Genomic DNA, 14,357 nt, shown 5'->3' with positions numbered 1-14,357 from the left:
TCAGTTTTCTCACAGAGATGAGTAAGAATACCGATCTGCTCCCTCCCCTGCGAAGGGGAGGGTTGGGGTGGGGTATTAAAGAAGAATCAAAGAGTTGAAGAGTGCAGTACCTATTGTGTTGTCTTTAAAACCCCCTCCCAGCCTCCCCCTTCGCAGGGGGAGGAGCAAGGCAAAAACCTAAACCGGTTTAATTTCCTGCTGAAAATCCTCAGCATCAACATCATATCCCGACGGTTCCCAGCGTACCGCTGTCAGTACGATTAAGCCTGCCAGTGGCGCTAAGGCGATCACCCAGAACACGCCGGTGCCGAGTGCGGCGGAAAGCACCGGAAACAGGAACAGTGAAAGGGTGGAGCTGGCGCGCATCAGCGTCTGGTTGAAGCCGACACCCATGCCGCGCAGTGATGTCGGGTAGCTCAGTGACGCAAATGTCATGGTGTGCGATCCCGGCCCGAACCCCTGACCGAACAGGAATAACGCCAGCATGGCGATGGAAATTGCGGCTTCGCCACCGTCTGCCGGGCGGCCGACCAGTGCCAGACCGATCATCGCCACCAGCTGGCAGGCGTAACCGGCGTAGGTCATTTTCCATGCACCAAATTTCGACACATACCGTACCGCAATCAGACCACCGACGAAGGCGAAGCACAGGTTCAGGCCGAGCGAGAACAGAATGGTGCTGATCATCGACTGTTGCAGGAAGCTGGATAAAATCACCGGTAACCCGAATGCCACCGCATTATAGGCAAATGACGAGGCCACCGCCGTCACGGTCGCCAGCAGGGTGCGGCGCAGATAAATGCCCTGCAACAGCGTGCCGTAGTTACGCCATGCGGCTTTGCGCACTTTCACCTGCGGTGTTTTGTCCGCATCTTCAGCCACTACCGCATTGATGTTGTAAGACTTTCTCAGGATCGCCGCCGCGCTTTGCAGGTCGCCCTGATTGGCCGCCCAGACCGGCGATTCATTCATATAACGGTGACGGATAGCGATAATCAGAATCGCAGGCACCGCGCCGAAGCCGAGGATCAGACGCCACAACCAGTCGGTGTGCGTGGCAGGCAGTACTGCGTAAAGCAGCAGAACCAGCAGATACGAGACGCTGATCGCCGCGTACCACGTCGGGCACCACATCGCCACGCGCGAGGCTTTATTGCCGCGCCCCTGAAGTTTTGAGAACTCCGCAAGAAACGCCATCGCCACCGGTAAATCGATGCCGACGCCTAATCCCATCACGAAGCGCGACCCGCCGAGCACCCATTCATTCGGTGCAAAGGCGCAGGCCAGCGCGGCAATCACGAAGAAGAACATATCAGCCATAAAGACGCGGTAACGGCCGATTTTGTCGGTCAGATAGCCGCCGAACAATGCGCCGACAATCGCCCCGAAGGTAATCGCCGAGGCCACAAAGCCCGCGCCGGAAGGCGTCAGCCCAAACTGGCGGGTGATATCTTTCATTCCGAAAGCCAGCGCACCGAGATCATAAGCGTCGAGGAAAACGCCGCCGAGAGCGATAGCAATCACGATGCGTGCGTCGCTGATTTTCGCTGCGCCGCGGTTCACTAACTGAGCAATATCGGCAGCGGAGCGAATCACCACCGGCTGGTCAGACGCAGAATCTGCGCTGTAATCCCCTGAAGAGGCGGTCTGAGAGGCCGCAATTGAATCAGACATTGTTGTGTTTACGCTTTTTGACAAAAAAACCAGCATAGAGGCGAGGTGATGCCGGTCACAAGTCCTGATTAGACGTTGCGTGAAAACAAATGGCTATAAGTTAAAACAAAGTGATCTAAAAGGCAGCGGTGAACATCTTCTTCGGGGGAAACAGCCTGTCTTGTCTCAGTGATTTAGCGGATAAGCTTCGAACATTTATGCATTTTACTCCGCTTCCGCCGCCTGCTTTTATGGCTCACCCTCCGTTTCCCTGCGCGAAATTGGACTATTCTTGTTAGCAGCTTGTTTATTCAGATGAAAGCCGAAAGACAGAGCAGTCGCCGGGCGACAAAAACCAACATAACCCGATAAGAGGATAGAACATGACTGTAACAACTGGGCGAGTACGGGGATTTTCAGTGGCAGCACTGGCGCTGGCTTCCGTGTTAAGTTTCAGCGCACAGGCCGCTGATGATGCCGTGCGTGTCGGCTCAAAAATTGATACCGAAGGGTCGCTGCTCGGTAACATTATTATTCAGGTGCTGGAAGCCAACGGTATTCACACTACCAATAAATTGCAGCTGGGAACGACGAAAGTGGTGCGTGGTGCAATCACCGCCGGTGAAATCGATATCTATCCGGAATACACCGGCAACGGCGCGTTCTTCTTCTCCGACGATAAAGACCCGGCGTGGAAAAATGCGCAGGCCGGTTTCGATAAAGTCAAAAAGCTGGATTACGACCAGAACAAAATTGTCTGGCTGGATCCGTCTCCGGCCAATAACACCTGGACTATCGCGGTACGTCAGGACGTCGCGAGTGCGCACAACCTGAAATCGCTGGGTGATTTGGGCAAATACATCAGCAGCGGCGGCGATTTCAAACTGGCGGCGTCAGCCGAGTTTATCGAGCGTCCGGATGCCTTACCGGCGTTTGAGAATGCCTATGGCTTCAAGCTTAATCAGGCGCAACTGTTGTCTCTGGCGGGCGGTGATACGGCGGTGACCATCAAAGCGGCCGCTGAGCAGACTTCCGGCGTCAATGCGGCAATGGCTTACGGCACTGACGGCCCGGTCGCCGCGCTCGGCCTGCAAACGCTGGAAGATCCGAAAGGCGTACAGCCGATTTACGCGCCTGCGCCTGTCATCCGCGAGGCCGCGCTGAAAGCGCATCCGAACATTCCTGATTTGCTCAAACCGGTGTTTGCTTCGCTCGATACCAAAACGCTGCAGGGGCTGAACGCGAAAATCGCGGTTGATGGTCAGGATGCGAAGAAGGTGGCGGCGAAGTACTTGCAGGAAAAAGGTTTCGTTAAAAAATAACCGGGCAGTGACCGCCCTGAGCACGATCTTCGGGTCGTGCTCTCTGATATCAGGTAATGTTTTGACTTATCACTCACCCGTTAAAAACCGCGTCCTGCTGACGCTGGTTTTGCTGCTGTTGCTGGCCGGTTTCGGGCTGGCTTTTGTCAGCCATGCGCCCAACCGGCTGGTATCCGGTAAAGGTATTTCACTGGCGAGCCTGCTGCATGGCTATTCTGCATTACTCCTGTTGCCTGCCGTTTTGCTGCTGGCCTGTGCCTTTCTGACCCTTTATGGCCGCCATCATTTGCTGGTGATGCTGCTGGCGGAAATCCTGCTGGCCGTGCTGGTCTGGCTGGCCGGTCACAGCGCGGTGCAACTTGCGGGGGGCGATGAAGACAGTATCGCGCGCACCTCGCTCGGCGGCGGTTTCTGGGCAGGTGCGGCGCTTTGTCTGCTGATCGCCTCCGACGCCATTTCCCGTTTTACCCGTAATCACAGCCTGCGTATTTTGCTCAACGTGCAGATGGTCGTGCCGGTGGTTTTGCTGCTGGCGTACGGTCAGCTTGCCGAACTTTCGCTGCTCAAGGAATACGACAACCGTTCCGACGTGTTCAACGATGCGCTGTGGCAGCATCTCGGCATTTTGTTTGGCACGCTGGTGCCTGCGGTGCTGATCGGTCTGCCGGTCGGGTTGCTGTGTCACCGTAAACCCCGCTGGCGCGGGCCGGTATTGTCGGTGCTGAATATTATTCAGACCGTGCCGTCGATTGCGCTGTTTGGCCTGCTGCTCGCACCGCTGGCGGGGCTGGCAAAAGCGCTGCCGTGGCTGGCCGAACACGGCATCAGTGGCATCGGGCTGGCACCGGCGATTATCGCGCTGGTGCTGTATTCGCTGTTGCCGCTGGTGCGCGGGGTGATTGCCGGGCTGGAGTCGGTGCCGGAATCGGTGATCGAATCTGCCCGCGGCATGGGTATGAACCGTGCGCAGGTGTTTTTCCGCGTGCAGATGCCGATTGCCTTGCCGGTTATCCTGACAGGTGTGCGCATTGTTGCGGTGCAAACGGTCGGTATGGCGATGGTTGCGGCGCTGATTGGCGCGGGCGGACTGGGGGCCATCATGTTCCAGGGTCTGCTCAGCAGTGCGCTGGATCTGGTCTTGCTCGGGGTGATCCCGGCGGTGCTGATGGCCGTTGTTGTCGACAGCGTCTTTAAATTTGCAGTCTCAATTCTGGAAACCACACGCAGATGATTCATTTCAAGCAGGTTAGCAAACACTTTGCCGGAAAAGCGGTCGTGCGCGATCTCACGCTGGAAATGGCCAAAGGCGAATTCACGGTGCTGATCGGCACCTCCGGTTCGGGGAAATCCACCACGCTCAAAATGATCAACCGGCTGGTGGAGCACGATCGCGGGGAGATTTTATTTGCCGGTGAACCCATAGAAAAATTCCGTGCGCAGGATCTGCGCCGCCGGATGGGTTATGCGATCCAGTCCATTGGCCTGTTCCCGCACTGGACGGTGGAGGAGAATATCGCCACCGTGCCGCAATTACTGAAATGGCCGAAGGCGAAAATCCGTGACCGCGTGACTGAACTGCTCGAACTCCTCAATCTCGATCCGAAACAGTTCCGTCATCGTTATCCGCATCAGCTTTCCGGCGGACAACAGCAGCGCGTCGGTGTGGCACGGGCGCTGGCTTCTGACCCGGAAGTATTGCTGATGGATGAACCTTTCGGCGCGCTCGATCCGGTGACCCGCGCGACGTTGCAGGAAGAAGTGGCGCGCATCCATAAAATCACTCACCGCACCATCGTACTGGTGACGCATGACATCGACGAAGCGCTGGCGCTGGCCGACCGCATCGTACTGCTCAATGACGGACAAGTGGTGCAGCAGGGGACGCCGCTGGAATTGCTGACCCGACCGGCAACGCCGTTTGTGCGTGATTTCTTCGGTGGCAGCGAGATGGGGATCCGCTTGTTGTCGCTGCGCGAAGTGGGTTCGCTGATGCGGCGCGGCGAGTCGTATTCCGGCAACCAGTTACCGCTGACCGATACCATGAGCCTCAGTCAGGCGCTGTCAAAATTTGTCGTGCAGCAGGCTCAGCAGTTACCGGTGGTGGATGAACAAGGGCAACCGCTCGGCGTGCTGCATTTTGCGGATCTGACCGCACCGGAGGGCCGCGCATGAAACGGGTATTTGCAGATCCTCTGATTTGGTTATTCGCTTTATTGCTGGCGCTGATTTTCGGTATGACCTCGCTCGGCGGGCTGTTCCACTGGATGTTCCCTGAACTCAGCAGGCCGGTGTATCAGCAGGAAAGCTTTGCCGCGCTGGTGGAAGCCCATCTGTTGCTGGTCGGCATTTCCAGCCTGATTGCGGTGATTATCGGCGTAGCGGCGGGGGTGGGCGTAACACGTCCGGCGGGCAAAGAATTCCGTTCACTGGTGGAAACGCTGGTGGCGATGGGACAGACGTTTCCGCCGGTTGCGGTACTGGCAGTCGCGGTGCCGGTGATGGGATTCAGTGAAAAACCGGCGATTATTGCGCTGGTGCTTTACGGGTTGTTGCCGATCCTGCAGGGGACGATTGCCGGGATTGAATCGGTACCGGCGTCGGCGCGGGAGATTGCGCAGGGCGTGGGGATGAGCCGCTGGCAGATGCTGCGGAAAGTGGAAATTCCGCTGGCCGCGCCGGTGATTATTTCCGGCATCCGCACGTCAGTGATTATCAATATCGGGACGGCGGCGATTGCCTCGTCGGTCGGCACGTTAAGCCTCGGCTCGCCGATTATCATCGGCCTGAGCGGTTTTAATACCGCCTACGTATTGCAGGGTGCGGTGATTGTCGCGTTGCTGGCGATTTGCGTAGATATGCTGTTTGAACGCTGGAGCCAAGGGTTACAACGCTGGCAGCAGCGGTCAGTGGACGAATCAGTTCGTTGATGCAGACGGCGGCGCAGGCACCACGGAAGGGGCGTCGTTATCGCTGACCGGTTTCGCGTCGTCCTGAATCACCACCGCATAACCGGCAACCATCACGCCACCAATTGCGCCAATCGCCATCAGACCAAACAGCGCGATAAATAATTTTTTGCCTAGCGAATTCATGTGCAGTACCTCAGGATTTTGAACGGCGAATTATAAATCGTTTCCTCACCCCTGCAACAGACTATTCATGCTGTGATTACTTTTAACGGTGATGCCAGCGCATTTTTTGTCATATACAGAAACTTTTTAGCAACATTTTGACGCGATCGCACGGATTCCCTTGCCGGAAATCAGGGCAATAGCGTTAACTGTTTGCCTTCATTATCACGCTAATAAGTTATTCCTATGACTGGTTCCGCCACCCGTTCCCTGCTGCCATTAATTGCTGCACTGTTTGCGCTGTATTTTATCTGGGGTTCGACCTATTTCGTGATCCGCGTGGGCGTGGAAAGCTGGCCACCGCTGATGATGGCCGGGCTGCGTTTCTTCGTCGCCGGATGTATTTTGTTCACGTTTTTATTGCTGCGCGGGCATAAAGTCCCGACGTTGAAACAGTGGATGGCCGCCGGTGCCGTAGGTATTTTGCTGCTCTCTGTCGGTAACGGGCTGGTGACGGTGGCGGAACATATGCAGGTGCCGTCGGGCATTGCCGCCGTAATGGTCGCCACCGTGCCGCTGTTTACCCTGTGTTTCAGCCGCCTGTGGGGAATGCCCAACAGCCGCCTGGAATGGACCGGTGTCGCCATCGGCCTGTTCGGGATTGTGCTGCTTAATACCGGCAGTAATCTGGAAGGGAACCCGTGGGGCGCGGCGCTGATCCTGCTCGCCTCACTAAGCTGGGCATTCGGTTCGGTGTGGAGTTCTCGCTTGCCGCTGCCAACCGGCCTGATGGCGGGTGCGGCGGAAATGATTATCGCCGGTGTGGTGTTGCTGGTGGCAAGTCGTGTCACCGGGGAACACATGACCGCGACGCCTTCGCTGAGCGGTTTTCTGGCGCTCGGTTATCTGGTGGTATTTGGCTCGATGATTGCCATCAGCGCCTATATGTTTCTGCTGAAAACTGTGCGTCCCGCCGTGGCCACCAGTTACGCCTATGTAAACCCGATTGTGGCGGTGTTGCTCGGCATCGGCTTCGCCGGTGAATCCTTGTCTCCGGTCGAATGGGTGGCGTTGGGCGTGATCCTCTGCGCGGTGCTGCTGGTGACGCTGGGGAAATTGGTGTTCGGGCGTAAGAAGACGGTGATTAAAGAAGTGAAGGTTTAAACCGCTTCCTTTTCGCAAATGTGAAAGCTGATTTTGTTTTGCTCCTCCCCTTCGCAGGGGAGGGATCAGACCGGGTTAAGCCTATTTTTTCTCAAAGAAAATCGTCACCCGCGCCACTTCCACGCCGAATTTTTTCAGCGCGGTGACGTTAAACAAGTGCTGTTCGTCCTGCTGATAAATCCAGTCATCGAACGTCAGCCGGTAGGTGCTGCCGCCTGATTTTACGTCCATCACGTATTTCCAGTTAAAGGCATTGCCTGCGGATTGCCCGGTGGCGGTGCCGATAATGTCGCCCGCCGTGCCGGTATAGCTGCCGTCTGCCAGTTTGCGGATCCGCCAGACGCGGGTCTGTTTCTCGCCGTCGTCATACACAAAGTCTTCATGCAACGTCAGCGTATCGCCCGCCACATCACCGCGGATTTTCACGGTGAAGCGCCGGGTCTGTTTGTTGCTGTAATCCTGCACCATGCCGTAGGCCACGCTGTCACCGGCAAACCAGGTGAAAATATCCAGCTTCGGTTGCGCTTGTGCGTAATCCTGAATATTGGCTTTACAGCCGGTGAGTAACAGCATTCCGCCGACGATCAGCGTGACAAAAATCTTGCGCAGAACAGTCATAAAACCTCCATAAGATGCCATTAATCGGACGCGGATGCGCCGGTCAGCTTGCTGCGTAAATCAGGATATTGCGTGGCGGGCGAGAGCCAGATCGCCAGAAAGGCATCGCGGAATGCCGGGCTGAAAGGCTGACCGACCGGTGTGCTCAGCACGCTGTTTGCGGGCTGGCTGTAAAACTGGCCGCCATTTTCAGTGGCGACAAACATGATTTCGCTGCCGTTGCTGACATCCGGCCAGGTGTTTTGTACCGCCTCCAGCCAGCCATTTTTCTGTGCCTGTGCCAGCAATCCCAGTGCCTGCCATTGTTCTTCTGTTGCTCTGGTCAGCTCCTGATGATCAATACTGCGCAGATACTCAATCTTCAGCGCCTGCGGCCATTTTCCGGCCTGATACTTACCGTCGGGCGTCAGCAGTTGCGAATGATAAACCTCAAAAGGCCCCCAGCTCAGCGTGGCACGCCCGACCTGTTGCCATTGGTTCCACGGCGTGGCGGCAAAGGCAGAGAAAGAAATCATCAGCGAAAGTACGGCCAGAAATGCGCGCATCATCAGGTTTTCCGCTCTGTGTCATGGCTGAGCAGCACCGGCAGGCTGATCAGCGGTAAGAATATCGCCCAGCCCGCCGCCAGCAGAAGCCAGACATAAACCGGTGCGGCGAGAAGTTGCATGGCACCGAACTGCATGCCGAGGTAATAGGCCAGCGGGCCGCTGACCGCGCCGACAGGCATCAGCCAGTACCATGTCAGCCGTAAATAGCCGAGTAACCACAGCCACCAGGCGCTGAAGCCCAGCCATAACGCCATCATCCACGGCGGTACGGCGGAAGAATCGCTAAATTCAAACAGACCCAAAATGCACCACAGCGAGTCCATCATGATGCCCAGCGTACAGGCAGTGGCGACCCACAACCGGCGTTTTGATGGTGTAAACGCCAGCATCAGAAAACTGCTCAAAAGCAGGAAGAGGATAAACCGTCCGCGCCCCCAGACGGCCAGCGTCCACCAGGCATCAAAACCCAGTGTCAGCAGCCAGAAGCGCAAGGTTTTCATCCGCGTCGCTCGGCGACCAACTGCACGGTGCTGATGGTGCGTGCACGAAAACCTGCCTCGCAGTAGCACAGATAAAACAGCCACAGACGGCGGAAATATTCGTCCTGCACGCCGTCAGTCTGTGCATTCCAGTAGCGCTGTACCCGCTCGCGCCATTCATGAAGGGTGCGGGCGTAATCGGAACCGATATCGAACAGATCACGCACCACCAGACTGGTGCAGCGGGTCATGGTGTCATTCATGGCGGTAATTGAGGGCAGAAAACCGCCGGGAAAAACGTAGCACTGAATAAAATCGACGTTACGGCTGTAGGCGGCATAACGCTGGTCGGCGATGGTGATTGCCTGAATTGCCATACGCCCGTGCGGTTTGAGCAGCGCATTGCAGCGTTTGAAAAAGGTGGAGAGATAGCGTTTGCCGACTGCTTCGATCATCTCTATCGACACCAGTTTGTCGAACTGCCCCTGCAGCGAACGATAGTCTTCGAACAGCACCGTCACGCGGTCACTCAGCCCGGCTTTTTCAATCCGCTCACAGGCAAAGCGATATTGCTCGCGGGAAATGGYGGTGGTGGTGACCTGACAGCCGTATTCGCGCGCGGCAAATTCGGCCATCGCGCCCCAGCCGGTGCCGATTTCCAGCAGATGATCGCCCGCTTTTAATTGCAGCTGTTCACACAGGCGGCGCATTTTGGCTTCCTGCGCCTGTTCCAGCGTCATCTGCGGCTCCTGATACCAGGCCGAGGAATACAGCATCTTCTCATCGAGAAAACCCTGATAAAAATCGTTGCCCAGATCGTAATGCGCCGAGATATTTTTACGCGCCTGCGACGGACTGTTGCGGCGGAAAAAATGAATGACTTTTTTGGCCGGTGTGCTGAGCCAGCTGAGGCGTGCCTCGATTTTATCGACCAGCTTCAGGTTCTCGGCCAGCAGTTGCAGCACGACGGTCAGATTAGGCGTGGTCCAGTCGCCATCAATAAAACTCTCACCCGCTGCGACGCTGCCGCCCAGTAAGACACGCCGGTAAGCGCGCTGATGCAGAATGTCAATTTCACCCTGCAAGATAGCCGTCGGATCGCCAAAAAATATCGCCTGCTCACCGGGTTCACGCAGCGTCAGGCCCGCGCCTTTGAGCTGCTTCAGGACGCTAAGGATGAGCGCGCGCGCCGCTTTGCTGCGCCTGTTATTCGTCCCTTCACGGGCGAGTTGCATTTCAGGTTGGCTCATGGTCAGTCCTTATCAACGGGAGGATGAGAATAAATGGGCGCCCGTTTCAGCCACAGTTTCAGTGCCTGCCAGTAGATAGTCAGTGCGGTTTTAGCGGTCATGACAGGCAGCCGCCACAATTGCTGACGCAACGCCGCGCGGGTCAGCGGACGGGCTGTCAGTGAAAGGGCTGCATCGAATTCCCGTTCTTTACGGTGATTTTCGATAGTGATGTGTAACTGCTTTCCAGGGGGTGTCAGCCGCCAGTGATAGACCATGTCCATCGGATTAAAGGGCGACACATGAAAGGCTTTCGGCACCGGTTGTGAACCGTCAGGCAGAACGGCGTAGGTGTGACGTTCGTTCCAGGGGGTATTGCGCACCTCGGCCAGCATCCAGCGCAAAACACCATGCTGATCATAAAGATAGTAAAAATTCACCGGATTGAAATAACAGCCGAAATAACACAACTGACATAACAACATCACCCGCCCGTCCGGGCGTTCGCCGGTCAGCGCTTCGATTCTCGCCTGCGCTTTGGTTTTGATATCACCGCCGCCGAGATAATCTTTGCGGCGAAAACTGGCGGCGGAAAACCGGTCGAGCTGGATACCTTGTGCAGGTAACTGGTCCAGTTCATCAAGGTCAATCAGCGGCATGAAAATATCGTAGTCGAATCGGTGTTCAACCGGCGTAAACCGCCGATGGCGCACCGTGCCGACATACAACTGGCTGTTCATGACGCCTCCCGTTTTTCCTGCTCATTCTGTTGCTGCGCACTGAAAAGTTGCAGATTGAGTTGTTCCACCACGTCACGCGCACTGTTGACACCGTCTTCGTGAAAGCCGTTGTACCAGTACGCACCGCAGAACCAGGTGCGGTTGTGGCCGTTGATCCGGTGGCGTTCCTGCTGTGCGTGGCGGCTGGCCAGATTGAGAACCGGGTGCATATACGTGGTGCGGAACAGGACTTTGTTTTCATCAATCGGCGTCAGCGGATTGAGTGACACGCAAAATGTCTGCGGCGTATTCAGCCCCTGCAAAATATTCATGTTATAGGTCACGCTGGCGCGGCGGCAGTGCGAAGGATTGCTGTCGCGTATATCCGCGTTGTCCGCCAGATTCAGCGCGTTCGGCAACTGATAATTCCAGCTCGCCCAGGCGCGTTTTTCGCGAGGCAGCAGGTGGGTATCGGTATGCAAAATGACGTCGTTGCTCTGATAAGGCAGGGCAGTGAGAATGCTTTGCTCATCAGCAGTGGCGTTGTCACCCAGAATGGTCAGCACCTGATCGGAATGGCAGGCGAAAATAATCTGATCAAAATGCGCCTCGCCATGCGGGGAATGCAGCGTCACACCGCAGGGTGTGCGGACGACTTTACTGACCGGTGCGCTGGTCAGCAGCCTGACGCGGGCCGGCAGTTTTTCCTGCATCCGGCGGATATATTCCCGTGAACCGCCGGGGACCACCATCCATTGCGGGCGGTTGCTGACGTCCAGTAATCCGTGATTATCGAAAAAGCGCAGGAACATCGACAGAGGGAAATTCGCCATATCGCTCAGCGAAGAAGACCAGATGGCCGCCCCCATCGGCAGCACATAATGCAGGGCGAAAAACGGGGTGAAACCGTTTTGATCGAGCAAGTCAGCCAGCGTATCTTCGTCATTGTGCGGATTCAGCAGGCGCGCCTTGCACAGTTTGTTAAACCGCAGGATCTCGAGAATAAAGCGCCAGAATTGCGGTTTGAGCAGGTTGCGGCGCTGGGCAAACAGGCTGTTCAGCGAGTGGCCGTTGTATTCGAGTTTATTAACCGGATTGCGTACGGAAAAACTCATTTCCGTCGGCTGTCCTTCAATGCCCAGTTCTTTGAGCAGGGCAATAAAATGCGGGTATGTCCGGGAGTTATAGACAATAAAACCGGTATCGATGGCGTATTCTTTTCCGTCGGAAATTACATCCTGCGTGGCAGTATGTCCGCCTAAGGTTTCAGACGCTTCAAAGACGGTAATCTCACAGCCGGGCTGACTTTTTGTCAGCAGCCAGGCACAGCTCAGCCCTGAAATTCCGCTGCCTACAATCGCCACTTTTGTTGTCATTTTATTTCACCATTTTCCGGCATAACCATTGTTGCAAACTGACGGGCAGCAAGGAGAGCACCTTGAGTAAACGGGCAAAAAGCGGAGGGAAGGCGATTTCACTCGCACCGCGCGCCAGTTTTTTTCGGATGTGCTTCGACGCCTGGGCGACGCTCACCATCATCGGCATCGGGAAGTCATTGCGCGATGTCAGTGGTGTTTCGACAAAACCCGGCTGAATCAGCGAAATGTGAATCTGACGTTTCGCCAGATCAACCGCCAGAGAGCGGGCAAAAAAGGCCAGCGCGGCTTTGGATGCCCCATAGGCTTCACTGCGTGAAAACGGCAGCAGCCAGGCGACGGAACCCACCAGCGCTATCCGGCTGCCGGGCACTAAGCCGGGGAGCAGGGCGTCGAGGCAATTGACCGGACCGGAAAAATTGGTGTTCATCACCCGCATGACTTTCTCGGCATCGACGACGCCGTTGTCGAGATATTCGCAGGTGCCCGCGCAAAGAATCACTAAATCGGCCTGCCTGCCCTGCAATGCTTCACGGGTAGCCTGTAAATCGGTGATATCAAAACACAGCGGGATGATCAGCGGGCTGGTGGCGGCGACGGCCGTCAGCTTTGCGCCATCTCGCCCGCAGGCAATGACCTCCCAGCCTCCGCTGGCATAATCCAGTGCCAGTTGTTTGCCAATGCCAGAACTGGCACCGGTAATCAGTACGCGCCCCATTATTTCAACCTGCCTTTGACGGCGCGCACGACACCGCCGAGCACCGGAATGTGCTCGTACAACATGGCACCGAGATCGTAATAATCGCGCTGATAGATAATAAGGTTTTCATTCAGGCGCAGATGGCTTGTGCCATCAAGAAACATTGCCTGACCTTTTTTCAACGCCGGGTGTGAGAATTCCATCCGCCAGAACAGCGACACTTCATCACCCTGAATAAGTGGAGGCTGGATCTCAAAGCGGCAGTAATTCGTTTTCTCAAGCAACTGCGCAAAATAGTGTTCCAGCGCATCCACGCCGTCGTAATGTGAAACCGGATCGATAAACACCACATTCGGATGATAAATAAGGGAAAGCTGCGGCAGGCGGCTGATATCAAGGTGACGGTAAAATTCGCACAGCCGTGCCAGAACATCGGCCGGGGTTGCGTGTTCAGAAGCATGTTTAAGCATCATTTTTTCCCTCCCGGCGAACAGGCTCAATACGAAGACTGGCGCGATGATCATCGTCATCGGGGGAGGCGCTGAACTCATCTTCCTTAGCGTCTGTTTCTTCTGCGCCGAGCAGGATAGCTGAGCTGCCCAGCAGGATGATCGACAAACCCTGCGCCATCCAGTTCTGCAGCCGCTGGCGCTGAACCTGCGTCAGCTTGCCTTCGGACCACAACAGAATTTGCGAGCCGCTCAGGTTTTCCAGATACGGCTCGCTGAGAGGAACCGGCAATATTTCGACCTGCAAACCTTCTTCGCACCGCACAATGGCCTCAAGCCACAACTCGGTGCTGTCTGTGTTCCCCCAGCCGATCAGCGTGGCAGCCGGTCCGGGACGCTTACGGGCGGCGTTCATGCACATCACCGCGTGTTCAATGATCAGACCGTCAAGCTGGCTGCGCAGCATCAGCAGTCGTGAATCGCCGGAACTCAGGCGCTCACGCAGGGGGCGAAGCACGTTATTCACAAATGTTACCGCCGGGTATTCACGACCGAACTCCAGCATCAACTGACGAACTTTTTGCGGGCGGCCATCCTGTAAGGCGGTCAGCAGCTGATGTTCTGACTGCGACCAGCCACCGGGTAGCACGTCCACTTTACCTTCCAGCAAAGATTTCACCTGACCAACCGGAATACCGCGATTGATCCAGCCCAGAATGGTGCGGATGGTGTCGAGATCATCATCATTAAACAGACGATGGCCACCCTCTGTGCGCTGTGGCTTCAGCAGGCCATAACGCCGCTGCCAGGCACGCAACGTGACCGGGTTGATACCACAAATTCGGGCGACTTCACCGATGCTGTACAGAGACATATTTCCATCCAAATATTCATACCACTTATAAGCTAACTCTAGCGCCACATCGTAAAGTTGTACAACTTTATTATTTCTGTACAACTTGGAAAATCCTTTTGGTTACACTTTTTTAACTTGCGATATTCTCATATAAGAGATATTTTCCCTGTATT

15 protein-coding genes and 1 pseudogene are annotated in these 14,357 nt (G+C 55.9%); 5 read left to right on the top strand and 11 right to left on the bottom strand.

Features of this window, described 5'->3' with window-relative positions:
• Window positions 1-177 precede the first annotated feature (177 nt).
• Window positions 178-1,674 (bottom strand): MFS transporter, encoded by a 1,497-nt coding sequence (locus AC1DUO_RS07325; RefSeq protein ID WP_119262246.1) that lies wholly within the window; start codon window positions 1,672-1,674, stop codon window positions 178-180.
• Between the two features lie 362 nt (window positions 1,675-2,036).
• On the opposite strand from AC1DUO_RS07325, the gene osmF reads away from it, so the two are divergent.
• From osmF to AC1DUO_RS07305, 4 genes are all read left to right on the top strand, one after another.
• The gene (gene osmF / locus AC1DUO_RS07320) at window positions 2,037-2,975 is read left to right on the top strand and encodes a glycine betaine ABC transporter substrate-binding protein OsmF (protein WP_112151644.1); all 939 of its coding nucleotides are present in this window, start codon (window positions 2,037-2,039) and stop codon (window positions 2,973-2,975) included.
• A 61-nt stretch (window positions 2,976-3,036) separates the two neighbouring features.
• Window positions 3,037-4,206: an ABC transporter permease gene (locus tag AC1DUO_RS07315; protein ID WP_112151643.1), complete on the top strand. Its 1,170-nt coding sequence runs from the start codon at window positions 3,037-3,039 to the stop codon at window positions 4,204-4,206.
• On the top strand, window positions 4,203-5,147 hold the full coding sequence (locus AC1DUO_RS07310) for an ABC transporter ATP-binding protein (RefSeq protein ID WP_112151642.1): 945 nt from the start codon (window positions 4,203-4,205) through the stop codon (window positions 5,145-5,147). The genes AC1DUO_RS07315 and AC1DUO_RS07310 overlap by 4 nt, the downstream gene beginning before the upstream one ends.
• Window positions 5,144-5,902: an ABC transporter permease gene (locus AC1DUO_RS07305; RefSeq protein WP_013576336.1), complete on the top strand. Its 759-nt coding sequence runs from the start codon at window positions 5,144-5,146 to the stop codon at window positions 5,900-5,902. Before AC1DUO_RS07310 ends, AC1DUO_RS07305 begins: the two co-directional genes overlap by 4 nt.
• A 63-nt stretch (window positions 5,903-5,965) precedes the next feature.
• On the opposite strand, the pseudogene AC1DUO_RS07300 reads toward AC1DUO_RS07305, so the two are convergent.
• Window positions 5,966-6,067 (bottom strand): annotated as a pseudogene (locus tag AC1DUO_RS07300) (hypothetical protein); the annotation flags it as partial.
• A gap of 225 nt (window positions 6,068-6,292) precedes the next feature.
• On the opposite strand from AC1DUO_RS07300, the gene yedA reads away from it, so the two are divergent.
• Window positions 6,293-7,210, top strand: a complete 918-nt coding sequence (gene yedA, locus AC1DUO_RS07295; protein WP_013576334.1) for a drug/metabolite exporter YedA — start codon at window positions 6,293-6,295, stop codon at window positions 7,208-7,210.
• Between the two features lie 81 nt (window positions 7,211-7,291).
• Here the strand turns inward: yedA and AC1DUO_RS07290 are convergent, their stop codons facing one another.
• The 9 genes from AC1DUO_RS07290 to AC1DUO_RS07250 are packed head-to-tail and all read right to left on the bottom strand — an operon-like array spanning window position 7,292 to window position 14,202.
• A complete protein-coding gene (locus AC1DUO_RS07290; RefSeq protein ID WP_037037201.1) occupies window positions 7,292-7,828 on the bottom strand; it encodes a DUF3833 domain-containing protein in 537 nt (178 codons plus the stop codon).
• Between the two features lie 20 nt (window positions 7,829-7,848).
• Entirely contained in the window at window positions 7,849-8,376 is a 528-nt protein-coding gene (locus AC1DUO_RS07285; protein WP_013576332.1) for a hypothetical protein, read from the bottom strand.
• Window positions 8,376-8,876 (bottom strand): DUF2878 domain-containing protein, encoded by a 501-nt coding sequence (locus tag AC1DUO_RS07280; RefSeq protein ID WP_119261834.1) that lies wholly within the window; start codon window positions 8,874-8,876, stop codon window positions 8,376-8,378. Before AC1DUO_RS07280 ends, AC1DUO_RS07285 begins: the two co-directional genes overlap by 1 nt.
• Window positions 8,873-10,105: a class I SAM-dependent methyltransferase gene (locus AC1DUO_RS07275; protein ID WP_477986914.1), complete on the bottom strand. Its 1,233-nt coding sequence runs from the start codon at window positions 10,103-10,105 to the stop codon at window positions 8,873-8,875. The genes AC1DUO_RS07280 and AC1DUO_RS07275 overlap by 4 nt, the downstream gene beginning before the upstream one ends.
• 2 nt (window positions 10,106-10,107) lie before the next feature.
• Complete coding sequence (locus AC1DUO_RS07270) at window positions 10,108-10,824, bottom strand: DUF1365 domain-containing protein (protein ID WP_013576329.1); 717 nt, start codon at window positions 10,822-10,824, stop codon at window positions 10,108-10,110.
• Entirely contained in the window at window positions 10,821-12,179 is a 1,359-nt protein-coding gene (locus tag AC1DUO_RS07265; RefSeq protein ID WP_119261833.1) for an NAD(P)/FAD-dependent oxidoreductase, read from the bottom strand. Before AC1DUO_RS07265 ends, AC1DUO_RS07270 begins: the two co-directional genes overlap by 4 nt.
• A 1-nt stretch (window position 12,180) precedes the next feature.
• Window positions 12,181-12,897 carry an SDR family NAD(P)-dependent oxidoreductase gene (locus tag AC1DUO_RS07260; RefSeq protein ID WP_119261832.1) on the bottom strand — a complete coding sequence of 239 codons (717 nt, stop codon included), beginning with the start codon at window positions 12,895-12,897 and terminating at the stop codon, window positions 12,181-12,183.
• On the bottom strand, window positions 12,897-13,352 hold the full coding sequence (locus AC1DUO_RS07255; RefSeq protein WP_231576108.1) for a nuclear transport factor 2 family protein: 456 nt from the start codon (window positions 13,350-13,352) through the stop codon (window positions 12,897-12,899). The genes AC1DUO_RS07260 and AC1DUO_RS07255 overlap by 1 nt, the downstream gene beginning before the upstream one ends.
• Window positions 13,342-14,202: a MerR family transcriptional regulator gene (locus AC1DUO_RS07250; protein ID WP_112198504.1), complete on the bottom strand. Its 861-nt coding sequence runs from the start codon at window positions 14,200-14,202 to the stop codon at window positions 13,342-13,344. Before AC1DUO_RS07250 ends, AC1DUO_RS07255 begins: the two co-directional genes overlap by 11 nt.
• Between the last annotated feature and the right edge of the window lie 155 nt (window positions 14,203-14,357).

The organism is Rahnella sp. P4_A8 (assembly GCF_056402435.1).
This window is presented reverse-complemented; position numbering and strand designations above follow the sequence as displayed.